Annotated in this window: 21 protein-coding genes and 1 other RNA gene; 4 read left to right on the top strand and 18 right to left on the bottom strand. The window is 39.8% G+C overall.

Translation table 11 applies throughout. The features are described from left to right. Positions 1-173: 173 nt before the first annotated feature. The 15 genes from speC to HMPREF3032_RS07045 all read right to left on the bottom strand — a co-directional run bounded on the left by speC (position 174) and on the right by HMPREF3032_RS07045 (position 16525). Positions 174-2357: an ornithine decarboxylase gene (gene speC, locus HMPREF3032_RS07115; protein ID WP_072270777.1), complete on the bottom strand. Its 2184-nt coding sequence runs from the start codon at positions 2355-2357 to the stop codon at positions 174-176. A gap of 86 nt (positions 2358-2443) precedes the next feature. Beyond that, complete coding sequence (locus tag HMPREF3032_RS07110) at positions 2444-3742, bottom strand: adenylosuccinate synthase (protein ID WP_062403534.1); 1299 nt, start codon at positions 3740-3742, stop codon at positions 2444-2446. 184 nt (positions 3743-3926) lie between these two features. Then, complete coding sequence (locus tag HMPREF3032_RS07105; RefSeq protein WP_062403531.1) at positions 3927-6575, bottom strand: 3'-5' exonuclease; 2649 nt, start codon at positions 6573-6575, stop codon at positions 3927-3929. 14 nt (positions 6576-6589) lie between these two features. After that, positions 6590-6820, bottom strand: coding sequence for a hypothetical protein (locus HMPREF3032_RS07100; protein WP_062403528.1), 231 nt, complete (start codon positions 6818-6820; stop codon positions 6590-6592). A gap of 2 nt (positions 6821-6822) precedes the next feature. Continuing rightward, positions 6823-7416 (bottom strand): recombination mediator RecR, encoded by a 594-nt coding sequence (recR, locus tag HMPREF3032_RS07095; RefSeq protein ID WP_009353178.1) that lies wholly within the window; start codon positions 7414-7416, stop codon positions 6823-6825. 1 nt (position 7417) lies between these two features. Further along, positions 7418-7747, bottom strand: coding sequence for a YbaB/EbfC family nucleoid-associated protein (locus tag HMPREF3032_RS07090; RefSeq protein ID WP_009353175.1), 330 nt, complete (start codon positions 7745-7747; stop codon positions 7418-7420). A gap of 15 nt (positions 7748-7762) precedes the next feature. After that, positions 7763-10057 (bottom strand): DNA polymerase III subunit gamma/tau, encoded by a 2295-nt coding sequence (gene dnaX, locus HMPREF3032_RS07085; RefSeq protein WP_062403525.1) that lies wholly within the window; start codon positions 10055-10057, stop codon positions 7763-7765. A gap of 55 nt (positions 10058-10112) precedes the next feature. Further along, an RNA gene (gene ffs, locus HMPREF3032_RS07080) (signal recognition particle sRNA large type) lies at positions 10113-10253 on the bottom strand. A gap of 337 nt (positions 10254-10590) precedes the next feature. After that, positions 10591-11235 carry a DUF421 domain-containing protein gene (locus HMPREF3032_RS07075; RefSeq protein ID WP_062403522.1) on the bottom strand — a complete coding sequence of 215 codons (645 nt, stop codon included), beginning with the start codon at positions 11233-11235 and terminating at the stop codon, positions 10591-10593. A 1-nt stretch (position 11236) separates the two neighbouring features. Further along, positions 11237-11698: a DUF3290 family protein gene (locus HMPREF3032_RS07070; protein WP_062403519.1), complete on the bottom strand. Its 462-nt coding sequence runs from the start codon at positions 11696-11698 to the stop codon at positions 11237-11239. Between the two features lie 16 nt (positions 11699-11714). Beyond that, positions 11715-12266: a TIGR01440 family protein gene (locus tag HMPREF3032_RS07065; protein WP_062403516.1), complete on the bottom strand. Its 552-nt coding sequence runs from the start codon at positions 12264-12266 to the stop codon at positions 11715-11717. 169 nt (positions 12267-12435) lie between these two features. After that, positions 12436-13314: a mechanosensitive ion channel family protein gene (locus HMPREF3032_RS07060; RefSeq protein WP_062403513.1), complete on the bottom strand. Its 879-nt coding sequence runs from the start codon at positions 13312-13314 to the stop codon at positions 12436-12438. A gap of 304 nt (positions 13315-13618) precedes the next feature. Then, a complete protein-coding gene (locus HMPREF3032_RS07055; RefSeq protein ID WP_009353186.1) occupies positions 13619-14329 on the bottom strand; it encodes a LutC/YkgG family protein in 711 nt (236 codons plus the stop codon). Position 14330: 1 nt separating this feature from the next. After that, positions 14331-15776 carry a LutB/LldF family L-lactate oxidation iron-sulfur protein gene (locus HMPREF3032_RS07050; RefSeq protein WP_062403510.1) on the bottom strand — a complete coding sequence of 482 codons (1446 nt, stop codon included), beginning with the start codon at positions 15774-15776 and terminating at the stop codon, positions 14331-14333. 11 nt (positions 15777-15787) lie between these two features. After that, positions 15788-16525, bottom strand: a complete 738-nt coding sequence (locus HMPREF3032_RS07045) for a (Fe-S)-binding protein (protein WP_009353202.1) — start codon at positions 16523-16525, stop codon at positions 15788-15790. A 524-nt stretch (positions 16526-17049) separates the two neighbouring features. Here HMPREF3032_RS07045 and HMPREF3032_RS07040 point away from each other — a divergent pair. Further along, positions 17050-18207 carry an S-layer homology domain-containing protein gene (locus HMPREF3032_RS07040; protein WP_062403507.1) on the top strand — a complete coding sequence of 386 codons (1158 nt, stop codon included), beginning with the start codon at positions 17050-17052 and terminating at the stop codon, positions 18205-18207. An 86-nt stretch (positions 18208-18293) separates the two neighbouring features. Here HMPREF3032_RS07040 and dapF read toward each other — a convergent pair whose 3' ends face one another. Further along, the gene (gene dapF, locus HMPREF3032_RS07035; protein WP_062403504.1) at positions 18294-19133 is read right to left on the bottom strand and encodes a diaminopimelate epimerase; all 840 of its coding nucleotides are present in this window, start codon (positions 19131-19133) and stop codon (positions 18294-18296) included. 216 nt (positions 19134-19349) lie between these two features. Here dapF and HMPREF3032_RS07030 point away from each other — a divergent pair, with 216 nt between their 5' ends. Both HMPREF3032_RS07030 and mscL read left to right on the top strand, forming a co-directional pair. Further along, a complete protein-coding gene (locus HMPREF3032_RS07030; protein WP_009353154.1) occupies positions 19350-20105 on the top strand; it encodes a DeoR/GlpR family DNA-binding transcription regulator in 756 nt (251 codons plus the stop codon). A 178-nt stretch (positions 20106-20283) separates the two neighbouring features. Continuing rightward, on the top strand, positions 20284-20730 hold the full coding sequence (gene mscL / locus HMPREF3032_RS07025) for a large-conductance mechanosensitive channel protein MscL (RefSeq protein WP_009353215.1): 447 nt from the start codon (positions 20284-20286) through the stop codon (positions 20728-20730). A gap of 353 nt (positions 20731-21083) precedes the next feature. Here mscL and HMPREF3032_RS07020 read toward each other — a convergent pair whose 3' ends face one another. Beyond that, positions 21084-22991 (bottom strand): YadA-like family protein, encoded by a 1908-nt coding sequence (locus HMPREF3032_RS07020; RefSeq protein ID WP_062403502.1) that lies wholly within the window; start codon positions 22989-22991, stop codon positions 21084-21086. 201 nt (positions 22992-23192) lie between these two features. Further along, positions 23193-24527, bottom strand: coding sequence for a putrescine-ornithine antiporter (potE, locus tag HMPREF3032_RS07015; protein WP_009353207.1), 1335 nt, complete (start codon positions 24525-24527; stop codon positions 23193-23195). 270 nt (positions 24528-24797) lie between these two features. On the opposite strand from potE, the gene HMPREF3032_RS07010 reads away from it, so the two are divergent. After that, positions 24798-26222 (top strand): alanine/glycine:cation symporter family protein, encoded by a 1425-nt coding sequence (locus tag HMPREF3032_RS07010; protein ID WP_009353165.1) that lies wholly within the window; start codon positions 24798-24800, stop codon positions 26220-26222. The last annotated feature ends 157 nt before the right edge of the window (positions 26223-26379 follow it).

The following is a 26379-nucleotide window of genomic DNA, read 5'->3' as shown; positions in this document are numbered from 1 at the left end:
AATATTTGTATCTATAACTACTTTATAGCCTATAGGCATTCTGTACGGTCTACACGCTATGAAATAGTTTTATGCATTCATATACAAGTATATATAAAAACGGTGTATCATACAAGTACGATACACCATTTCTATTCATTGTGAGTACAAATTTATATATAGAATCCTCTATACTATCGCGATTCATAGGACTTTTGTAAAACATAGGCAAAGGCTTTTTTAGTGCCATCCTCTTGCTCTTGCAAGTACACCCCTTGAATTTCTGGGGCAAAGCCAGGCAATCGATTAATCCCTTCTTCTAAGGCTAAGAAATAATCTCGTGCCGTCTCTGACCAGCGCTCACCTGGCTGTACACAGAGCACTCCTGGTGGATATGGCAAGGCTCCTTCTAACGCCATACGCCCCACTACCTCAGACACAGGCACTAACTCGCCATGGCCTCGAACAAAATCAAAGTTCGCTTCTTGCGGTGATTTTACATAATCAGGAAAACACTCTTGTAAAAATAATTTCCGTTGTAAATCACTCACATTACGATCTTTATAAAAATCATGCATTTCTTGGCAAAGTTGACGAATTGTACATCCATCATAGGCCTTCCAGTGTTGATGATACACATAGGGCAATACTTCTTCCAACGGAGCATCTCTATCGATGAGCCTTTCAAACTCCACTAAATGAGATACTAATTGATCCATCTTTTTCTTTGTTTCCGCTGGTGTCATTAAGAATAATATGGTATTTAAATCGCATTTCTCTGGGATGATATGGCGATCTCGCAAGTAATGCGCCAAAATCGTAGCCGGTATACCAAAAGATTCATAGTCTCCTGTTTCTACATCAATACCAGGTGTAATCAGTTGAAACTTACAAGGGTCAATGAAGTATTGGTTCTCTCCATAGCCTTGGAAGGAGTGCCATTTTCCATTCGGTTCAAAACGGAAGTAGGATAGGTCCTCTGCCATGCGTTCCGTATTACCGTCTTCCCAACGTTGACCATGCACCATAGGTGGCACTAGTGGTCGTATGTACTGACATCGTGTTAGCACTGATTTACGAGCCTCGATGGCCACTTTCACACACTCTTTCCACAGAAATTGACCACCTAATCCTTCATGCATTTTAGCATTCACATCTAAGGATGCAAACAAGGGATAAAAGGGCGATGTAGAGGCATGCATCATAAAGGCATTGTTCATCCGTTTATGGTTTACATACCGCGCTTGTCCTTTGATGTGTCTGTCTTTTTTATGCACCTGAGAGGCTTGAGAAAAGCCCGCTTGTTGCTTATGTACTGATTGCGTCACGAGAATACCCGGATCATTTGGTCCTAATTCTAATAATAAAGGACTGCAATCTTTCATCATAGGAATAAATTGTTCGTATCCTACCCAAGCAGAATCAAACAAAATATAATCACAAAGATGTCCAATCCGATCTACCACTTGTCGTGCATTATAAATAGTACCATCATAGGTACCTAGCTGAATCACTGCCAACCGAATAGGCCGTTCTTCCTTTGCTTTCTCTGGATCTCTTTGCGCCACTAACTGACGGATATAGCTTTCTTCAAAGCAATGATCTAGAATCCCACCGATGGATCCAAATGGATTTCGTGCCGTTTCCAAGTACACTGGTATCGCCCCCGCTTGCACTAAAGCACCATGAGAAATAGACTTATGGTTATTTCTATCATAGAGCACCACATCTCCTGGTGCCAACAAGGCATTGAGAACCATTTTATTGGCGGAAGAGGTACCATTCAATACAAAATAGGTTTTATCCGCATTGAATACATCCGCTGCATGCTGTTGTGCATCACAAGCAGGTCCTTCATGAATGAGTAAGTCTCCTAATTTCACATCTGCATTGCATAAATCACTGGTAAATATATTAGGGCCATAGAAATCATAAAAAGCATGCCCTGCGGGATGTCTTTTAAAGAAGTCACCCCCTTGATGTCCGGGACAATCAAATTGAAGATTGCCATTGGTAGAATACTTAGATAAGGCCCTAAAAAATGGTGGCAACACCCCATATTCATAGCGTATGGCTGCCGTCTCAACATCCTCTGCTAGTATGGATTCATCGAGTCTATGTGCTGTATATATTTTCATGTTCGGCAAATCATCACCAGCTTTAATAAGAGCATCTCCATCTTTTGTGATTACAAAGAGAGGAATGGAAAAGGCTTGCACCTGTGGATGGTGAACCACATCTTTAACATACGTATCACTGACCACAATGGCAGACACCTCCGTAAAGTCTGCCGTCTCCACATCCACCGTAGGATATGTTATGTACTCTTTCAACAGTTCTGTCACATCCTGAGAGAGTGCTATGGACAATCGTTTCATCGCGGGGCTCCTTACTTTCAAATACACATCAATCTGCCATAAATAAAATAGAGACCCAAAACGGGTCTCTACATGGTTCATTGCGATTAAGCAAATACATTCACTAAGTCAATCGTTTGATCACGACCAGGACCTACAGATACAATACCTACTTGTACGCCAGTTACTTCTGCAATGCGTTCGACATAACGACGTGCTGCTTCTGGTAATTCTTCATACTTGCGGATACCGGAAATATCTGTTTTCCAACCTGGGAATGTTTCGTATACTGGTTCACATTCTGCTAATACATCTAAGCTAGCAGGGAATCCTTGTACAGGCTCACCATTGCGAGTATAACCTACGCAGATTTTAACTTCATCTAAACCATCTAGGATATCTAAACGAGTAATCGCCAAGTAATCTAAGCTGTTCAATGCTGCGCCATAGGATACTACGGACAAGTCCAACCAACCACAACGACGGGAACGACCTGTAACAGTACCGAACTCATGGCCTGTTTTACGAAGGTATTCACCAGTTTCATCTAATAGTTCAGAAGGGAATGGCCCTTCACCAACACGAGTAGAGTATGCTTTTACTACGCCAAAGATATTTTTTAAGTAGTTAGGACCTACACCAGCGCCCACAGACGCACCGCCTGCTACTGGATGAGAGCTAGTTACGAATGGATATGTACCATGATCAAGGTCAAGCATCGTTGCTTGGGCCCCTTCAAACAATACTTTTTTACCAGATTTGATAGCATCAATCACGGCAAAGTTTGTATCTTTTACAAATGGACGTAATTGTTCTGCATAGCCTAAGTAATCTTTTAAAATTTCTTCAAAGTTAACTGGCTCAAAACCATATACGGCTGTTAACATTTTATTTTTCAATTCTACGTTGAAGTTAAGTTTCTTCTCAAATACAACTGGATCCATTAAATCGCAAATGCGAATGCCAATACGATTGACTTTATCTGCATAGCATGGACCGATACCATTTTTTGTAGTACCGATTTTAGCATCGCCTTTCACAGATTCTTCCGCTTCATCTAAACGATTATGATACGGTAAAATCACGTGAGCACGGTCAGAAATATATAAGGATTTTGCACTTTTACCTTCTTTTTCAAGGTTTACAATTTCTTCCAACAATACCTTAGGGTCCACAACGACACCAGTACCAATGATATTCATTTTATCATCGTAAAGAATACCGCTAGGCAATAAACGCAATGCGAAAGATTTACCATCTACGACTACTGTATGACCTGCATTATTACCACCTTGGCTACGTACTACCACATCAGCGCGTTCAGATAAATAATCAACGATTTTACCTTTACCTTCATCGCCCCATTGTGTGCCAATTACCATACTTGTTGCTACATTGGTTCCCATATGAATTGCCTCCATTACATCATAGAACTTTCTATCGTAATGACTACATTAAGTCATCGCTCTAAAAGTTCTTCCATTATTAGTATTACCTTCGTAAATAGGCGCCTAACGTACACTATTTACACTTTATTATAGCATAGATTGAAAACATTGGGGTAGTTATTCCCTACAAATTCCCATATCTTTATGATGAGCCCAACCGCTTTATAAATTCTTCTGGAATGGACGATAAGAATCGACTTGGTTGTTGCCAATACCCATTTGCATTAACCTTTGCATAGGTAATGGTCAAGTGTTTCTTAGCACGGGTTAACGCCACATAGAAAATACGTTTTTCTTCTTCTAATTTACCATCTTTAACGGCAAAGTAGAAGGGAAGTCCTCCATCATGTGCGCTAGCAATAAAGACATACTCAAATTCACTGCCTTTGGCTTGATGGACCGTAATGATGGGAATACGGCTATCTCCTTTCCGTCGAAACATGCCCTCTCCCGAGTGAAGGGCCGAGATTTCCAATATCTCTTTCACACCATCACGTCCTACATAATGTGAATGTTCCGCTTCTAACTCTTTCATGATGCGGTATAGTTCGCGAATACTAGTTAATCTACGTTCCCCAGTGGGATCTTCTTTTACTTTTTTCTGATAATGCTCCACTAGGCCCATATCTTTCATAATATAGGTAAGAATTTCTGTAGGTTTACTCGTAGTCCACTTACTTCGTAAAGTATCCATAGAGGCAGCAATATTGGCAAATGTATCTCTATATTTATTTATAAATGCCATACGCTGTGCTTTCGTAGGAAGGATATTTTCTTTCATTGCATACACCAATAATTTACCCGTCGCTATAATATCGTCCATGGCATTATGAGTGGACTGATGATCAATGGGAAAGTATCCACTTAAAAATTCTAGTTTATGGTTCGGCAAATTCGGATAGAACCTACGGTATATATCTAAGGTATCATAGATGGCTTGTACCCTTGGCATAGCTACACCATGTCGGCTACACTCTTGCTCTAATATGCTCATATCGTACTGCACATTATGACCGACAATCATGGACCCATCAGCAAACTGTCTGAATGCTTCCAGTACAGTTCGTGCATCACCACCAACCTTTTGTAAGTGCGCATCACTAAAGCCATGGACTAATTCTGAATCCCCTACAGGCACGCCGGGATTGATAAATCGTTCGAAGGTATCAATGGTATTGCCTTCTTCATCGATGCGGATAGCTGCCATCTGCACAATGCGATCTTCCATGATATTTACACCTGTCGTTTCCACATCAAATACAATGATATCTTTAGTCACTAGCCCTTTTTCTAATTGCTCATAAGGCTCTCGTGTAAAGATATTTGTGCTCATAAAATCGGTGATCCGCAACCCAGTTTTTCTCACTGCTGTGCTTTCTAATTCCTCTATGCGCTTATCACCAACTCCTTTGACAAAGGTTCGAATGATCCGTTTTGTACTCATCAAATCCCAAGGGTTCACTAAGCATTTAAAAAATGCCAATACATCCTTGATTTCCAAACGTCGGAAAAATTTTAATTCATCTGCCAAAATAAACTTCAATTGTTTCTCTTCTGGCAAGGATCGATTACATCGTTTAAAATACTCACTCAATTGTATAGCCTGTTTATTGGTGCGCACCAAAATTCCTACAGGAGGCATCTCTTCGCCAATTCTCAGCTGTTGAATAGATTGAAATATATACCTAGCCTCATCCTGAGCATCTGCAGCAGCATATATCGAAATAGGCTCACCTTGCTGTATGGCTATCGCTTTCGGTTCTTTTTGATACAACTCTCGCACCCGTTGAGGGAACATATCTTTCAACATGGAAAAAGCTCCCTTAAACAGCATCTGATTAGACCGATAGTTTGTATCAAACACTAATTCTATGGGGTTATACTCTCTGCGATACCGATCGATTAATGTAATCGGATTAGAACCACGCCATTCATAAATAGTTTGAAAGTAATCCCCACAGAGCAAGATATGGTTACCCTTCCACATGGTGTTCATCACTTCATATTCTAACTCGCTAGTGTCTTGCATTTCATCTACTGCAATATAGGAATAGCGCTGACGCCAACGATTAGCTACCTCAGGGCGCTGAAAGATTTGGTGTACCCTCGTAATTAAATCTGCAAAATCTAGCCCATTCAACGAACGTAATCGCCATTCGTATTCCATCAATACTTGTAGCCCTTTTTCTTCTAAAAATTCGGCAGTATCTTCTGACATGATGCTATACCAAACGGACTGTTCCCGTTGCATACGCTTGATTGTCCGTGCGTAATCCTCTTGTATATTAGCAGAATAATATTGATACTTCGATTGATGCTCTTTCACTTCGCTGATAACCTCACGAATCGTTTTGGCATGTATTTTAAATGCCATAAAACCATGCTCTTCACTATAGGCTTTCACAATATTTGGCAAACATTCACTCAATAATTCCTCTACATCTTCTTCGTCAAAGATGAGAAATTCTTTAAACAAATCTTCTTGTAATTTTGCTTCTTCTTGCAAAATGGTATAACAAAAGCTGTGAAATGTAGATACTTTCACAGCTTGTGCCTCTTGCCCTACAATCGCAATCATGCGTTCTTTCATTTCACGACACGCTTTATTCGTAAATGTTAAACACAAAATTTGATCCCCAGTGGCACGTCCCGTTTCCAAGATATGTGCCACCCGATAGGACAATGTATTTGTTTTTCCCGTTCCTGCAGAAGCTAGCAATACAATATTTCTATCTAATTCCTGTACAACTTGTTGTTGAATGTCATTAAGTACCACAGTATTTGATTGCATAGTTGCTCCTTATTTTACCAATGAAAGTACGCTAACCCTAGCACTGGTATAGGACCTAACACGGCTGTTAGTGCCCACAACATAATATTCATATCCAAGGGAATATGGAATACTTCTGTAATCACTGCATAGGTAATCATACCTAAAAAGACATTGGTTGCTACCCGTTTGATAGTAAACCATGCTACCTTAATAATCATCCAAGCTACAACAACAGCTACTACAGCTTGTAATATGTAATCCATCATTACCTCATTTCTTGACGATGTAATACAGCACCGCTCAAGGTCACCTCATCAGCGTATTCAATATCCCCACCCACGGGAATACCACGGGCAATACGAGTGACCTTAATCCCCGTAGGTTGCAATAATCGAGCAATATATAGAGCCGTTGCTTCCCCTTCTACATCAGGATCTGTGGCGATGATAACCTCTTGCACTGTATTATCTTGAAGGCGCAACATGAGCTCTTTCAAGCGGATGTCTTCTACGCCTACCCCATCAATAGGGGACAAAGCCCCTTCCAACACATGGTATAACCCTTTATAGTCACCACTACGTTCGATGGCGATGACATCACGGGATGTTTCCACCACACAAATCATCGATCTGTCCCTTTTAGAGCTCGCACAAAATTCACAAGGATCTTGAGCAGATAAATTAAAGCATTGGGAACATCTATGTGTGGCTTCTTTCGCTGCAAGGATGGTTTCTACCAAGCGTTGTACATCTTCTGCATCTGCCTCAATGAGATGGTATGCTAATCGTCTAGCCGATTTAGCCCCCACCCCTGGTAGGCGACGCAACTCTTCTACTAATCGTTCTAAAGGATTTGTCATATTAGAACATACCTGGCATTCCAGGAAGTTTCAAGTTTCCTGTGACAGCCCCTAATTTTTTCTCTGCCACTTCTTTTGCTTTACGGTTCGCTTCATTGACAGCTGCTAAGATTAAATCTTCTAATGCTTCCACATCTTCTGGATCTACTGCAGCAGGAGCAATTTTAATGGACAATACTTCTTGTTCTCCATTCATTGTTACAGATACGGCACCACCACCGATAGATGCTTCTACCACGGTGTTTTTAATTTCTTCTTGTGCTTTTTCCATATCCTTTTGCATTTTTTGAACTTTTTTCAACATACCTTGCATATTACCGCCACCAAACATAGTGAACCTCCTTCATTACTTAGACAAATCGTCTACTTCTTTCACATAAATATCATACCCGCTAGCCTCCATGTGTTGTAAAGCATCATAGAGTAGAGTTTCTTGTTTTTCTTCATCACTGGCCTCGGCTGAAGACCATTTCGGCAATGTTCGTATCTCGTCTATGTCTTCTTCTGAAAGCATGCCTTTCCCCATTTCTTGATAGTAGGGGTTTAATACTTCCTCTGGATTCTCATAGACTGTGAGAAAATCATCAATAATGCCATCTACATTGGTAGGGTCGCTACCGGCGCCTACCTTTGAAGTGGTGTTTGTCCCTACATAAGTAGGTTTTCCACTATCAGGCCTCGACGTTTCTACAGATACAGTTGGCATCTCCTCATCAGCTGTCACCGGTGTCGTTTCTTGCGCCGCAACAATTGGTCGTCCTATCCCTTCAGCTTCTTTAGTACCTTTCCCCACAGGAGTCGTTACCATTGGTTGTACCTGCCACTGTCCGCTTTGTTGTGAAGCCCCTCCAAAGGATTTTGCTGCCTCTAAGTATACCTGCAGTTTAGGGTCCTTCTTATCGATGGCTTTCACCACAATCGGCCGTCCTATCACTTGTTGAAACGCTTTCTTCCCACATTCTACATGTTGCGGTTGCACCAGAATAGGCCCTGCAATTGGTGTAGGAAACACCAAGATAGCTTGCTCTTGATCTAAGTACACCAAGGTTCCTTGCTGATAGATCGTATTTAGCAATCCATAGTTCTTGCCTCTCAACCATTTTATCACGTTTGCTAAAATCGTGCTATATTCATGAGGACTGACCATCCCCTGTCCTACAGTTAGCTCTTGCGCCGTGTCAAATATCGCCGTTTTAGGCTTTACCGATGGAGATGCTTTCTTCGGTAATGGTGGTGGCAAGGAGCTTTTACCAACAGAATCGGCCACTTTAGCTACACGAGGCGGTGGTAACGGGGATGTTGCTTTTACAGTTCTAGCTCTCACTGGTGAGACAGGTGGCAACAACACCTCATCCTCTACTGGATGAGGAATATCCTCCAAGACACCATCATATACATCCGTATCCGCCACAGGTGGTGCAGGTTCTACTACAGAGCTGGCAACTACAGGTCGTTGTTCCGCCCACTCATTCAACTTTTGGAGCAATGTATCTTCTTGACGATTCACAAACTGTTCCATCGTCGTCATGCGACCTTCCAAGGTTTGGTAAGTGCCTCCTCCCAATTGTAATAGTGAAAGCAATCCCATTTCTACAATGACCCTAGGGTTATCCACTTGCTTTGCATTATTTTGCACCGTTTGTAATACATTGATATAGCGTCCTATCTCCTCCATAGATAACGCATTGGCCTGCGCCAATAATCGCTCTTTATGCGTATCATAAGCCAATAACTCTTCTGCCTCAGGTAATACTTTCGCCACAATCATAGCTCGCAGATGTTCTACTAAGGCCGTTACAATTTGGCGAGCATCACGACCCATTTGTAGCGCTTCATCTACAGCTTGCAGTAAAGCCGCTCCATTACCGGATTTCAATATATCTACCATAGTTAGCACCCAGGATTTGCTCACTAAACCAATCATAGATTCTACTAAAGGAGCTGTAATCATATCTGAGGTCATACCGGAACATTGATCCAGAATACTCAAGGCATCCCGTAACCCACCATCTGCATGGACTGCAATCACTTGTGCCGCCGCAGGGTCAAGAGAGATATTGCTTTCCTTCGCCACATGCAATAAATGGGCTGTAATATCTTTTGCTGTGATACGGCGGAATGTATAACGCTGACAACGAGATAAAATAGTAACCGGTAATTTCTCCGATTCTGTTGTGGCAAAAATGAACATCACATGACTTGGCGGTTCCTCGATAGTTTTCAACAAGGCATTCCATGCTTCATTGGTGAGCATGTGTGCTTCATCAATGATAAATACTTTTTTATGACCTACTACAGGCAAAAAGTTCACCTGTTCCCGCAAGGCACGCACTTCATCAATACCTCGATTGGAAGCCGCATCAATTTCGATCACATCCAAGGCTTGTCCTTGTAACATTTGCTGGCACGATTCACACTGACCACAAGGTGTATCTGTAGGTCCCTGTTCACAGTTAATAGCGCGCGCAAATATTTTTGCCATACTCGTTTTGCCCGTACCTCTAGGACCAGCAAATAAATAGGCATGGGCCACTTTATCTTCACGAATAGCTCGTTGTAATGTATCCGACACATGATGTTGACCCACAACATCTGTAAACTGTTTCGGTCTCCATCGTCTATATAACGCTAAATAACTCATAGCCCCTCCTTTCCCTTAAGATATGAAAAAAAGCAGCTAAGCTAGCTGCTTTACCATAGCACTCGAATCTGACAGCCCTATAGGTTTCCTCGTGGCACAAGAGAGTGACCGCTTAATGCTGCTCCAATCAAGGCCTGACATGGTTCACAGGCTCTCCTTGCACAAGCCCCATAGAACTGTCATATTCCAATGCTATTACCCTATCATTATACATGTTTTTCTATCCCTATTCAAGGGTATATACCTAATCCATCATAAATTGTGCTATACATTAGATGCTATTATTATAACAGAATTAATTTGATAATTATCTCTTAAGTATCCCTTTATATGTACTAGTTTTCTTGTCCCTATTCTACAAGGATTGATTGTTATTTTTTGACATATGCAATTCTGAAGTATTACAAGAGTAGAAAATAGAAAGAAAAAAGGACGGCTGCCACCGTCCTTTTTTGAGTTTATGAAAGAATGCTCTAACTTCTTATATCTTTCTGCTCCAAGTATACACCCTTCTATTCTAACATACAATGGGACTATACTCGATGCCCTTCATAGGGGTGCAGGATTAAATCTCCTTTGAAGTATTCTCCTACATAGATATCCCTAATGGAATATCCTTGATCTCGCACTTCTTCTTCCAACCAAGCCATGTCTTTATCGGCTAGGTCTAGAATATCTGGATCTACTACGCCATCTACAATAACAGGGTAGCGAATGATATCGTCACCATTCATGACCAGCGTTAATTGACCATTTTGCTCTAGCACAGCACGGCGTACATCACTCACAAGGGTAACCCCTGCGCTCCGAAGTTTCAACTGCAAATCACTGCCACGAAGACCACGTTTCAAACATTCTCCAACACGAATCTTTCCCCGATCAATGACAATGCTAGGTCGTCCATCAATAAGTGTCTTAATCCATCGCACATGAGCGCTAAGAAAACGTAAGCCCATAACTACAATCGTCCAAGCAATCAATACCAGGAAGAATTGTAAGATGCCGATGCTTTCACTGTAGATAACAGCACCAATAATACCACCTAGTACATAGTTTTGTACCTGATCTAAAGCCGAGTTCGGCGCCAAGTTTCCCTTACCCATCAAGTTCATTTGTAAAATGAGAGCTAAAATACCAAGGGCTAGCTTAATAAATACTAATGTATATCCTGTTAACATATTATTGCCCATCCTTCTTCACATCTACCACCTTAGGATTACTGTTGATCATCTCCACAGGTCGCAAAGAATAGCCATCTTTATTCATAGTAAAAGTCACCTCAAAATAGGCTTCCTCGATATTGACTATCATACGATCTTGCACGCGCAATGTATTAACGCGAATCTTATCCTTAGGTACATCGGCACGTTCACTTAAATTATTTAAGAATTGTACCATATAGCTCGATTCTTCTGCACTATTAGCATCACGAGTATAATCATTAACTTGCAATCCTAATAAAAATACAAGCCCCAATACAATGATAATGCCCAAGTCACGGAACTTAGTATCAAAACGATTATACATAACTTTTACACCTACTACTAGCAATGCTACTAATAAAATAGATGTCATAATGTATTGCAACAGAGATGTAAACTCTCCTCGTTGCACCACATAAGCATAGGTATAAAATTCCATAATTACCTCACAGTTCTTACTTTAACGCTTCATTATACTGCGCTCGATCTCCCCCTACAAATTTAGGCCGCACACGAGCTGCTGTTACATGAGCTGCTCCAATTTCTTTTACGCTTAATCGCACAGGCACTGCCACATGTTTTAGATGCATACCAATAAAAGTATCTCCAATGTCGATGCCTGCATCAGCCTTTACATGCTCTACCACCACAGGATCCGACCAAGTTGCATAGGCTGTAGTTGCCATGGAGCCTCCTGCATGTTGCGTAGGCACAGCATTTACTTCTTCATAGCCTCTAGCCTCTGCGGCATGATGTTCCATTACCAAGGCCCGATTGAGATGTTCACAACATTGAATTGCTATGTCAAAGCCATATTCATCTTGTACTTCAGACAACGCTGTAAACAAATCTGATGCCACAGAGAGAGAGGAATCCTTACCAATATGACCACCTCTCACTTCGCTAGTGGAACATCCTACTACCAGTAGTTTACCTTCTTGCAGTTTTGCTGTCGTAGCCAATTCTGCTACAGCAGCTTTCATAGACTCATATATATTTTCATTCATAGGATTGCCTCCTCTTCATTGAGTACGAATCGACGTAAACAAGTATGCCATCGTCTTAGTGTATTATTTACCATATGCACTATACATGATAGGCATGGAATCGCATTGCCCTTGGATATTCCGTACCCACCTATATCTTGCGGGTACGGAATAGGATTCTCTTAGGCTATTAGTTAGCCATATGTACCACACGTTGAGGATACGGAATATCGATGCCTTCTGCATCAAAACGATCTTTCACATCGGACATAACACCATAATAGACTTCTCTGAAATCACTGGCGTTAATTAAAGGATAGGCAACAATGTTCACAGAACTATCGCCAAATTCTTTGATACCGATTTCTAAGGTATCCATATTATGAACCTTGCCTGTGCTCGCAAGAATTTCTTTGATAATCTCAATGGCCCGATGATGATCCGCATTATAGTTAATACCAAAGACAAACGTAATATAGCGTGTTAGTTCATAGTTGCTGTTCATCAAGTTATTGGATGTAATAGCCGAGTTCGGGATGAAGACAATTCGATTTTCTTTCGTCGCAATGGCGGTGTTAATTAAATGGATAGATTTCACAGAGCCTTCCACACCATTCACAGAAATCCAATCCCCTGCTTTAAAGGGTTTGAACGCCAAAATAATTAATCCCGAAGCTAAGTTGGACATGTTATTTTGCAACGCTAAACCAATGGCGATACCGAAGGCACCAAAAGCTGCCAAGAAGTTATTCGTCGGAAATCCCACTAAGGACAAAGCTGACAGCACGACTACGGACAAAATAGTGTAGTAAATAATTTGAGACGCAAAGCTGCGCACGGTTTGATCATAACCAGTGCGACTCATCAATTGTACTGACAACCGTCTTACAAATAAAGCTAAATAGCGGCCTATAATCAACACGATGATGGCTAAAATAATACTAGGTAAATATTCCAGTAATAAGGATTGCACATGATTAACAAAGGAAATACTTTCCTCTACATGCTCTGCTACCTTTTCAGTGCCTACCGCTGTGGCTGTGGCAACTTTTTCTTCTGCTAATAACATACATTATTCCTTTCCTATAACTATGTTGCAATAACTAACGCACAGTATATAATAGATAACCCACATACAATTACATTCTATGATAGCTATCAAACTAAACTTGTAAATATATTATCTTTAAGTATACAAAAAAAAGGTCTTTTGTCAAATATGATATCTGTTATGACACGGATAACTCCATATTTAGTATAGAAACACTTGCTGTCACCAACAGGTAACAAAAAACCTCTCGAACCAAAAAATATAGGGTAGTTGATATACCTATCAACTACCCTATATCCTAATTGTTTATGAACTATAGCTCTTATTTAACTAAGATGAAAGTTACATTAATCGGACCATGTACACCAACGACACGAACTAACTCGATATCCGCTGTGTTAGATGGACCAGAAATATGAACCACATTTGTAGGGAACTTAGCTGGATCATTACGATAGATTTTCGCTAATTCTGCCATCGTTTGTGTCATACGTGGATGAATTGTATCTTCACGCAATACAGAAATATGCGTTAAAGGCAATAAGCCCAAGGAACGACCAGATTCTTCTGTACTTGGTTGGATTACTGTTGCTGTTTCTGCAATCCCCAAGATTGGGAATGTAATACCAATATTAGAATCCTTCGCCACATTGATGTTCGCTTCACGACCTTTCGTAGCATCCCATTGATAGAATGTAGCTTGGTCTTCCCCTAATTGTTGGAATGCAGCTTCTAAACCATATGTTTCTACTTCTGCAGATTTAGGGTACACAACACTACCGCCCCCACGAGCCACAATTTCGTCCACTAATGCCTGACCTACTTGAGAAGCATCCACTTCGATAAGTTTAGTACCTAAGCGTTCTGCTTCTGTTTTAAACATCTGTACTACTTGCTCATGGCTAAGGTCAGAATACATTGTCTCTTGAGGTCCTTTTGAAAAATCAAAAGGAGTTACAGATGTAGGAATTGAGTCACGGCCTAACGCACGAGATAGGCGACCTAAAAAGGCTTGTTTTTTTGCTTGATCCATTTTATTTCTCCTTTCCCTTTTGTGCTACGTGTTTTGCATATTCATCACGGAATTTACTCATTTTGAGCAAGCCCATATCTTTTGCTTTCACCCAGCCACCAACTACTGGTAATACTTTTGTCCAATCTGCCATATGGCCATTGTTACTCATTAATTTCATGCCGATAGCACCCATTTTGGTACCCATATCGAACAGGAAGGAGTTCGCAAATACACCTGCCACTGTGTGGAAGATACTGCGTTCGATAGCTGGACGCATTTGTAATTTATCAGCAATCACTTGACGATGTTTCAATAACAATTCATGCAATGGAATCTTAACTGGGCAATGCTCCCAACATTCGCCGCACAATGTGGACGCGTAAGGAAGATCGCCAGCTTCTTCATAACCAACCAATAGTGGAGTTAATACAGCACCCATTGGACCTGGATAGATAGAGCCATAACCATGACCTGTAATATGACGATATACAGGGCAAATGTTCATACATGCACCACAACGGATACAACGTAACATTTCTTCAAAATCACCACCTAAAATACCAGAACGACGGTTATCAATGATGATGATGTGTAATTCTTCTGGACCGTCTGCTTCCCCTTCACGAGCAGGACCTGTGATCATGGAGAAGTAGTTGGAAATTTTAGCGCCTACAGAGGAACGAATCAACATTTCCATCATCACATCCAAAGATGCGAAGTCAGGCACCAAACGTTCCATACCCATCAATGCAATTTGCGTTTTAGGCATGGAGCTTGCCATACGACCATTACCTTCGTTAGATACGATAGTAATAGTACCAGTTTCAGCTACACCGAAGTTACAACCAGTGAAACCTACGTCTGCACGCAAGAAACGATCGCGAATATAGCGACGTACGAAACGAGTCATTTCTTCTGGATTTTCAGTACCTTCATAACCTAATTTTTTCGCAAATGTATCACGAATACGGTTACGTTCAAAGTGCAATGCAGGTACTACGATATGAGATGGAGGATCGAAATCTGCTGTTTGCAAAATAAATTCTGCCAAGTCAGTTTCATTTACTTCGATGCCTGCTTCAATTAATTCATGGTTTAATCCGATTTCTTCAGATACCATGGTTTTGGATTTAACAACCATTTTTGCTTCTTTGGCACGAAGTACTTCCAAACAAATTGCTGTTGCTTCTTTATCATCAGCTGCAAAGTGCACATGAGCACCAGCTTTTTCAGCATTTTCCGCAAATTGGTTTAAATAGTAATCCAAATTAGCCAATACATGGTCACGCAAATCAGCAGATTCATTACGGAAGTCTTCCCATTCTGCTACTTGATCTACTACAGCTTTACGTTTTTCATAGAATACATCCTGTGCTGTTTGAATGGCTTTTACTTTGAAGTCATTAGCAAGCACATCATTAACGCGTGTCTTAAACGGGCGTTTATCGTACACAATATTACTCATGGTGACTCCTCCTATCGACTATTCAATAATTCCGCAATATGCATTACGCGGATATGGCGATCAATTTCGCCTTCTTTGTAAAGTCGATCTAACATACCTTCAATATTCATCAAGCAAGCCATGTCGGAACCTGCTACAATGTTAGCACCAGAATCAGCAATATTTAATGCTTTTTCTCGTGTCATAACAGCGGAAATTTCAGGATTTTTTACTGTGAAAGTACCACCAAATCCACAGCAACGTTCTGCACGATGCAATGGTAAGTATTCTAAACCTTGAATGCCTGCTAATAGTTTCATAGGTTGTTCTTTGATTCCCATCAAACGTGTTACGTGGCAAGATTTATGGTATGTCACTTTGTCGTTAAAGCGAGCACCCACATCAGTTACCCCTAATACGTCTACGATGAATTGTGTAAACTCATAAATTTTAGAGCTCAATCTTTCAGCTCGTGCTAACCATTCTGGTTCATCTTTCAAAATATGATGATATTCGTCGCGAATCGCGAACGCACAAGAGCCAGACATGCTCACTACATAGTCAGCATTTTCAAATTGTTCAATTGTATTTTTAATAGCTCCTTTTGCAGCTTCGTTGTAACCAGAGTTAACAAACATCTGACCACAGCACACTTGCTTTTTAGGAACTGTTAATTCGCAGCCAAGGTTTTCAAGAACCTTTACACCTGCCATGCCTACATGAGGGTAGAACATATCAATCAAACATTGTTGAAATAAATGAATTTTCATTTTTTCACATCCTCAACTTTAAAGTAAACTACTATCACTTGATTGGCGAAATGCAACAATCGTTTTCCATCTATGTACTATTAGAACAGTAGGTTCTAAATAGTTTTCCGATGATTTTATTATATAGTAATTTTTCTGTAATTACAAAAGACTTGCAATATTAGCAAGAAGCCATTTTTATACCATTTTGCTAGTCATTATCAACCAGCTCATTTGTAGCAAAAATCACACGTTTTCCCTAGTCTCATCAATCCTTATAGCATCAAGGATTATATAATTTTTATGTATTTTAATACATATCAAATCTTCTATTAAAACACACATGTCTTTTCAGTCTCTAATTCCTACTTAAAACTAGTGCTATAACCAAAACTCATGAAAGAGATAACCATCGCTCTATAATTCAATTTTTTCTATAGTAAATTCATTGATAAATATCACTCTTTTCGCATGGAGTGAATCTTTCAAATATGGTATGATACATATAGTAAAACATTTTTAGTTTCCTAATTCGGAGGCACACCATGAAACGCATTTATTCTGCACTATTGCTAACTGTATTGCCTGTAGTATTATTACAAGCACAAACTAGCAACTCACTATCTACAAGCACTATGGTAACCACACCTAACACATTTACATATTCTCAACCAAATACGATTTCTACCTTTGATCGAGTACAAAAATATCGATTTACTGATGTACCTAGTAACTTTTGGGCTTATGAATCAATTACTAAAATGACAAAAGAAGGTTTAATGAGTGGATATCGTAATGGCACATTCAAACCCAATGACCCACTATCTCGTGAGGAAGCTGCCTCTTTATTTAGCAATATGATTGGAGATACTCCATCTATTATGTTAGCTAGTTCATTTTCAGACATCACTTCCGACCGTTGGTCTTCTCTAGCTATTGAAAGTGTAGCAAGAGCTAATATTATCAGCGGTTATGGTGACAATACGTATCGTCCAGAACAATATATGTCTCGCCAAGAATTTGCCGTGGTTGCTGATAAGTTTTTACACTACCAAGGATATCGTACTGAAGACCCAACAGCTCTCGATACCATCCACTTTAGTGATCAGAAATTTATCGCTCCTTGGGCTCAATCATCAGTACGTGAACTAGCTTTATGGGGATTCATCAATTACAGCACAAAAGGCTTATTCAATCCAGAAAAATATATCACTCGTGGTGAAGCTGCAGAAATTACATATCGTTTACTTTTCTCTAAAGAAGCTACTGCTATTCAGCGCACAATTCAGCAACAACAAATGGAAGAAACGGCACGCGCTCTGATCAAGAAAACATTTGGCGAGAATTACGATTTCCACCATCGTGGCGCTATGTTCTGGCGTGATGGTAAATTAGTCATTTCCTTTACATCTTCTAGCGATGTGAAAGCTATCACTGCAGAAACCGCCTATATTAAAGACAAACACTTCTTAGATAATCACATCATTACTACTGGTACTTATAACTTAGGTGACTTTGACAATTTACAAACCGATGCCGCTTACTTGTATCGTCAATTGGAGCCCCATGGCACTATCCTAGCTGTAACACCAACACCGAATGTAGACGGCTTAATTCTAACCGTAGACAAATTAGATGCTACGACACAGACAGCATTTATGAAAAAGTTTGGAAAGAAAGTTCAGCTAAAAACTAATTCATAATAACTCATACAAAAAGAGGAAAGTTGACTCCACTTGATCAACTTTCCTCTTTTGTGTTGGAAGCGCATTGTATTGCTAGTCCCCATCTAGCAAGTGACATCCTCCAACTCCAAGCTAAACACTTCTGTAGCAGGTCCTGTCATATATACTGTGCCATCTTCGTCATAATCTACATGTAAAACACCTAGGTATAACTCCACATCTACAGATCGACTAGTTAACCCTTTTTCATGAGCCATAACAGCGCTAGAGCAAGAACCTGTACCGCAAGCCAATGTAGCCCCTGCACCGCGCTCCCAAGTACGGACTTTCACAGTTTTCTCGTCCACCACTTGTATAAAGTTCACATTTGTTCCTTTTGGAAAAAGTGGATGCTTTTCAATCTTCGGCCCTAATACTGTCAATGGAACTGCTGTTACATCCTCTACAAATACTTCTGTATGCGGTACCCCTAACAGTACAGAACTCACCACATAGGATGTGCCGTCTACATCAATAGTATAGTCTATGACTTTATCTGATTCTATGTCCATAGGAATGTCTTTCGCAGAAAATGTAGGTTTACCCATGTTGACTTTCACCAATTTAGCCACACCGTTTTCAGCAATAATCGTTGGCGTCATAATACCAGCCAACGTTTCTACAGTAAACACTTCTGTATCAATGATCTTGCGGTCGTAGGCATACTTCGCAAAACAGCGAATGCCATTGCCACACATTTCAGCTTCACTGCCATCAGAATTGATAATGCGCATACGCACATCTGCCACCTTAGAAGGCATAACAATGACCAGACCATCTGCTCCGATACCCGTATGACGATCACATAGACGTTGTGCCATGTCCGTCACATCAAATTGTACTGTACCATCATCAAAAAAAACGATAAAATCATTTCCTAAACCGTGCATTTTTGTTATTTTCATATATATCTCCTCATCTGTATTATACAATTCCTGTCCGCACAGAGCGGATTATTAATTTATCGCAAAATATAGCCTTTGCTTTTATACATTTTGATGAAATCCATCATTGGCTACTATAATTTATTTGCCATTTATATTACCATGAATATAGGAAAAATAATAGGTACGTTTTCCTAAGCAGTATTAGGTTAATCATAAATTGGAGGTGATTTTACTATGCTTCCTGAAGAACGTTATTCTGCGATTCTACGACGCTTGAAACAAAACCGGGTGGTCACTGTACACGAATTGGTGACAGCCTTATCTTCTTCAGCGCCTACAATACGCAGAGATTTAGCCTATCTCCACAGTAAAGGTTTATTGCAAAAGGTCCACGGTGGCGCTGCCAGCCTCACCATTGACCATACCACAACGGATATAGATATAATCCCGAAATCCGTTATGTATCGCGATGCAAAAGAATCTATTGCCTTAGCTGCCTCTGAATTAATCAGTTCCTCTGGTTTTATCTTCATTGATGCTGGTAGTACCACTGAAATGGTGTTACATTATGTACCGCACACCAATGCTACCTTTGTGACTAATGGCATTCATCATGCTACCCATTTAGCATCGCGGCATATGAAAGTCATCTTATTAGGTGGCACTGTAAATCCTATTTCATCATCTATTGTCGGTAGTGTAGCTCTTAATCAATTAGATTCCTATAACTTTACACAAGGCTTCTTTGGTGCTCATGGTATAAGTTATAAATCTGGCTTTACCACAGAAGATCCTCTCGATGCTGCTGTGAAAGAAAAAGCATTACATAAATGTCACAATGCCTTTGTCTTAGCAGATCCATCTAAATTTGATCGCATTTCATCTGTTACTTTTGCCACCATTGATAAGGCGTCTATTATTACTACTAAATTACCCAATGAATTATATCGGAACTATGCAAACATTCAAGAAGTTGATCATCATCGTTAATACAAAAGCTGTCATCCCTAGACCTAAACGTCTAACGGTATGACAGCTTTTTTACAATCTATACAAGGTCGTGTATCCAACTATTTCATGTACATGATTACATCTAGCTTTTTCGATATATTTCTATTATAATGTATGGTATACTTTTTATTGTATGAATTTTGAAATGGAGATTAGTATGAGCTTTTTGAAAGATTTTAAAGACTTTGCCATGCGCGGCAATGTAGTAGACTTAGCAGTCGGCGTTATCATTGGCGCCGCTTTCGGTAAAATTGTTACTTCTTTAGTAAACGATGTGGTTATGCCTCCTATCGGATTATTATTAGGCGGAGTGGACTTTTCTAATCTATTCATCCCTTTAACTACTGGTACTGCTCCAGCGACTTTAGCAGAAGCTAAAGCGGCTGGTATCCCTGTCTTGGCTTATGGTATGTTCTTAAATACAGTCTTTGAATTCCTTATCATTGCTTTTTGTATTTTCGCTATCATCAGCCAAATCAAACGATTTACACCTGCAGAAGCACCGGTGGAAATCCGTAAATGTGACTATTGCCGTGAAGCTATTGCTGACGATGCAACACGCTGTCCACATTGTACAGCTGAATTAACTATCAAAGAATGTTAAATTCAATACATACTAGCTTTTAGATTTTTGAATTTTAGAGTTACATAATGCTAATAGGAAAGGACTGACACAAGTGTCAGTCCTTTACCTATAATTAGTATTATGTGAAATGCATAATGCATGATCACAACAAACCTAGCATATACTTTTATTATGTATATTGCTTTTCAAATATAGCATAACTAGATATTTAAAATCAAGTTTTAAAATATTCATTTCGCAAAGCCGTAAAACCCTTTAATATAGGGTTTTCTATGGTCCATTAAACATTAAAATACAACATTAATTTTCGCAAAAAAAGAAAGTCGATAAAATTATATCAACTTTCTTTTTTAGTATTTAACTATATGTAATTATTTTGCAGCCATAGCATTCATAAGCATAGCAATTTTTTGATCTTGTGCTTCTAATTGAGCTTTTAATGTATCAATTTCTTTTGCCATTGCCACTTTAGTCATAGGGATATGTCCACGTTGACCAACTTTTAAGCTTACGCCTACATTAACTAATTTTTCACCATTTCCTACAGTACCACCAAGGCTAACCATAGTGTCTTCATTTGGACGATAGAATGCGCCTAAAGCTAATGCATTACCGTTGCGGTAATTACCATAACCTGCTGCAATACTCCATGTATCATTACCATCAAACTCTAATGGATGTAATGCTGCTAACGCTGCAGAACCAGCTACTGCTTTGTTCATACGAGAATTCAAGCGACTTTCCATGGAACCCATGTTTTGGTTAATGTTATCAACTTTGTTATTGACATTTGTAATATTAGTATTGATATCTTCTAAATTTTTATTAATAGTAGATTCAATGTTTCCTACTTCTGTTTTCACAGCTTTTAAAGCATCATTAATATTTGTTTTACCTGTACCACCAAGATCTTTTACAGTAACAGAGCCATTTTCACCAACAACAACAGCATCTTTACCTAATACTGCTTTTAAAGAGTCTGCTGTATTTTTTACAGAATCAGCTACATTTGCCACTGTAGTTGCTACAGAATGCAATTGGCTACCATTGATAGCATCTTTAGAATTTGCAGATACGTCTCCATTAGCTACATTAGTAACCTTTGTATTATTTGCATTGATTCCATCTTTTGTGACAAATTGCTTACCGTCAACAGCGATTCCACTTCCATCTACTTTGGTAGTACCTATTGTTACACTATTTAATGTAAGATCATCTTTTACTGCTACTGTGTATACAGGTTGACCATTAGCACCTTTTGATTCTGCAACAGTCACATTGGTACCTGCTTTTACTTCTGTTTTTACAGCTTTTAAGGCATCATTAACATTTGTTTTACCTGTACCACCAAGATCTTTAACAGTAACAGCTCCATCTTTATCTACTTCAGTTTCGCCACCTAATACTGTTTTCAAGGAATCGGCTGTATTTTTTACAGATTCAATAGCTTCATGAAGAGTAGCTTTTCCTGTTCCACCAATATCAGTAGCAGTAATTTTACCAGTTTCATCTACTGTTGCATCACCACCAATGATGTCTTTTACAGAACCAGCCATATTTGCCACTGCTGCTGCTACAGAATGTAATTGGCTACCATTAACAGCATCTGTAGATGTAGCTGTCACTTGACCTGCTGCTACGTTTTGAATTTGACGTTCTTTACCTTCATCACCAACAGAAACTACATAACTTACTTTATTGCCAGCATCATTAGTAACAGTACCTGCAAAATCAGTTAATTTTAATGTTGTTCCATTGGATTCAACAGAAGCTTCCGTTGTGTTAACACCTTCTTTTGTTTTAGCAAAAGTACCTAAAGCTACAGAGTTTTTCAAACTTGCTTCTGCGTGAGAACCATTGCTACCACCGCCGATAGCTACGCTATTCGCCGCAGCTACAGAGCGAGAACCTAATGCTGTACCATACCAGTCTGCAGAAGAGCTATCACCAATAGCTACGCCTCGGTTTTTTAACGCTTTTGCTTCACGACCAATAGCGATGGCAGATTGACCAGAACCATCTCCCTCTTTGTCCCCTGCATAGGCATTTTCACCGATAGCAATTGTATTATTAGTTGTACTTTGGGCATTTACACCAAGAGCAATTGCCTGAATTCCTTTTGCATTGGCACCAACACCATACGCAATGCCTTTATCATCACCTGTACCTGGCGTATTCACTGCAGCATCAGCTACATTCATTCCAATAGCACTCATAACCATAACAGCGCTCAACACTGCCGCTTTTAATGTTTGTTGTTTTTCTGTTGTTTTTAACATGTTCTTTTCCTTTACTTTTTCACGATAAAATAATCAATAAAATTGTTTATAATTCCTAAATTAAAAATTACAGTATTAAATGTTTTAGATTTAATACTGTAACAATTAATCATATGTGCAATTGTAAATAATCTTCATGAAGAAAAAATGAAGAAAATCAAAGTTCATGAAATCTTCATTTTTAAACTATGTATGTTGCTATTAATAAGCAGAGCTTTTACCAATAGCTTTCACTAGACGAGGCCGCCAATGGAATGCTGCCTGGTATGCTACATAGCCAAATAAAATGACGGAAGCCCCACCTTGTACAGGAATTGCTCCACATGCATAAATAGCATAACTATCATAGGCAATAGCTACGGCGCTCATCACATAGATTAGACGACGTAATCCGACGCTAGCCCCTTCAACAGATAGCATCTTGTTCACCGCCACGCAACAAAGAATATATGGAAATACATTTGTCACAACTGCTAGGTTAACAAGTTGTGCAAATTGTTCATTTAAACTTTCATCAGTGGTCATCAAAGCCAAAATAGCTTGTAATGCCAACAAAATAAAAATACCCCGTACAGGAGAATCTACGCGATTAACCCGGGCAAATACTTTAGGAAAGAAACCTGCTTCTGCACAGCTTTTAAAAACACGGCTCAAAGTAAATTGCCACCCCATAATGGCCCCAAAGCAGGATACTGCCATAAGCGCCATTACGATTTTACCTGCTGTACCATCAAACATATAGGCAAAAACAAGGCCAAATGGAGCAGTGGAGTTCACTAACTCAATGTTAGGAATGATCCCTGCCATAATATTTGTCGATACAATATATACCACAGCTACGGCTAAAGTGCCAAAAAATGTCGCAATCGGTACATTTTTCTTAGGATTTTCCACAGCATCTGCGTTTGCTGCTGCCGATTCAAAGCCTAAAAACCCCCACAATGTAAGGGAAATGGACTGACTGACCGCATCAAATACGGGTAGTTCTTGCGGATTCCAAACAGACACAAACATCTCTGGATCGAACCAAAACCAACCAAACACGCCAATAAATAAGACCGGCAACATGGTGCCCCAAATCGTAATATTGCTAATCCGTCCTGTGCTCTTGTTACCACGCACATTGACTAGAGCTGCCACCATGAGCAATCCTATTGTTGCTAAACTTACTTCTAATGGTGAAAGCGGCACATCAAACAATACAGCTCCATACCCTACAATGGATATGGCGATAGCTACATTGGCAATGACCAAGGATACTGCATAGGAGTAGTTCGCCATAAAATGACCCGTCCTACCAAAGGCATATTCTACATAGCCTCCTAGACCACCAGACTTTTTCGTAAATAAGCCACATTGGGCAAAAATATAGGCTAAGGTTAAGGAGCCTAGTACAGTGATTATCCAAGATAGGATAGAAATGGTGCCTACCTGTGCTAATTGAGACGGTAGCATAATAATTCCAGCACCCAACATATTGGCTGCCACAATGGATGTCAGTTGGAATACAGACATTTTTTTAGCGGTGGTTTTCATGTATCAATCCCCTTTCCAAACATCACTTGAGTTCATTTCAAGTATCCGTGTCATCAAAACCGCTAGCCTAACTAGTCCGTACGGAATGGGTTCGGATGTAGTTAAGCGACTTCATTCTTTTATCGATTCATTGTAACACCTTTTCCTCCGTATGAATAGATATTTTTTTACAATTTTTCTCCTATTCCTATAACTTTCTATCATTTCCCTATCTTCCTATGATATACTATAGAAAATATGCTATGTCCATATAAAAGAAAGGATGTCCTTATGCAAGAACAAATCATTCAACTCTTGGGCGATGTAAACGGATTCCTCTGGAATAACATCATCATCGCTCTCCTCATCATTGCCGGTGTTTGGTTTACAGCAACCACACGATTCGTACAATTACGACAACTACCAGAAATGTTCCGTATTTTAAAATCTGGTGCAGGAGAAAAAAGTAAAGGTGACCATCACATTTCTCCATTCCAAGCATTCTGTATTAGCGTGGCCTCTCACGTGGGTGTTGGTAACATCGCTGGTATCGCTATCGCTATTGCCTTAGGTGGTCCAGGGGCTGTATTCTGGATGTGGTTTATCGCGCTACTTGGCGCAGCTACTAGCTTCATCGAAAACACATTGGGACAAATCTACAAAGAGCGCTTACCTGATGGCTCCTTCCGTGGCGGTCCATCCTATTACATTCGCCATGGTTTGAACAGTCCGTTCTTATCTATTTTATTTGCCATCTTAATCAGCGTTACATACGGCTTAATCTACAACTCTGTACAAGCAAATACCATTGCTATCGCTGTGCAACCATGGAATATCGACGCCTCTACAACAGGTCTTATCGTAGCAGCTTTATCTGCTCTTGTTATTTTCGGTGGTGCAAAACGTATCGCTCAAACAGCTGAATTTTTAGTGCCTTTTATGGCTGGTTTATATTTCTTAATTGCCTTATACATTGTCATCTCTAATATTTCTGTATTACCAACTGTGATTTCCGCTATCTTTACACAGGCTTTTACTATTGATTCTGCGACAGGCGGCTTCATCGGTGCTGCTGTAATGCAAGGTATCAAACGCGGCTTGTTCTCCAACGAGGCCGGCGAAGGTTCTGTACCAAATGCATCTGCTTCTGCTGATGTAAACCACCCTGTAAAACAAGGTTTAATCATGTCCCTTGGGGTATTCGTTGATACCATGTTTGTATGTACTGCCTCTGCATTCATCGTTCTTGTATCTGGCGAATATGTGCACACAGATCTAACAGGTATTGCCCTTGTTCAACACAGTATTGGACACCAATTAGGCTCTTGGGCTCCTGCAGTCATCGCATTATTTGTATTCATGTTTGCCTACAGTTCCATTATCGGCAACTATTTCTACGGCGAAGTGAATATTGCGCACATGACAAAAAATAACAAATTCGCTATTAACCTATTCCGTGCTCTTGTTATCATCATGGTCTATGTTGGTTGTATTGCTGAATTAAATCTTGTTTGGAACTTAGCTGACTTGTTTATGGCATTCTTAGTGCTTTGCAATATTACCTCTATCTTGCGTTTAGGCAAATTAGTAACCATTGCACTCAAAGATTACATGAATCAAAAATCTAAAGGTATTGAAGATCCAATCTTCGACCGCGCTATTTTACCAACTCAAAAAGGTATTACTTGGTGGCACAAAGGTCATGAAAACGAATAAACTCCTACGAAAAGGGTCCTTCGGGGCCCTTTTTCTGTTTCGACGATATATTATATGATTCTGTAATATTTCTTGAAAGGGACAGTAAAGGCTCCCGCTACAACGCATTATATTAGATATAAAACATAGAGGAAGGTTGATACCATGGTATCAACCT

Source organism: Veillonella sp. DNF00869 (assembly GCF_001553345.1).
Lineage (GTDB): Bacteria > Bacillota > Negativicutes > Veillonellales > Veillonellaceae > F0422.
The sequence above is the reverse complement of the archived record's forward strand: the minus strand, read 5'-3'. Positions and strand labels throughout refer to the sequence as shown.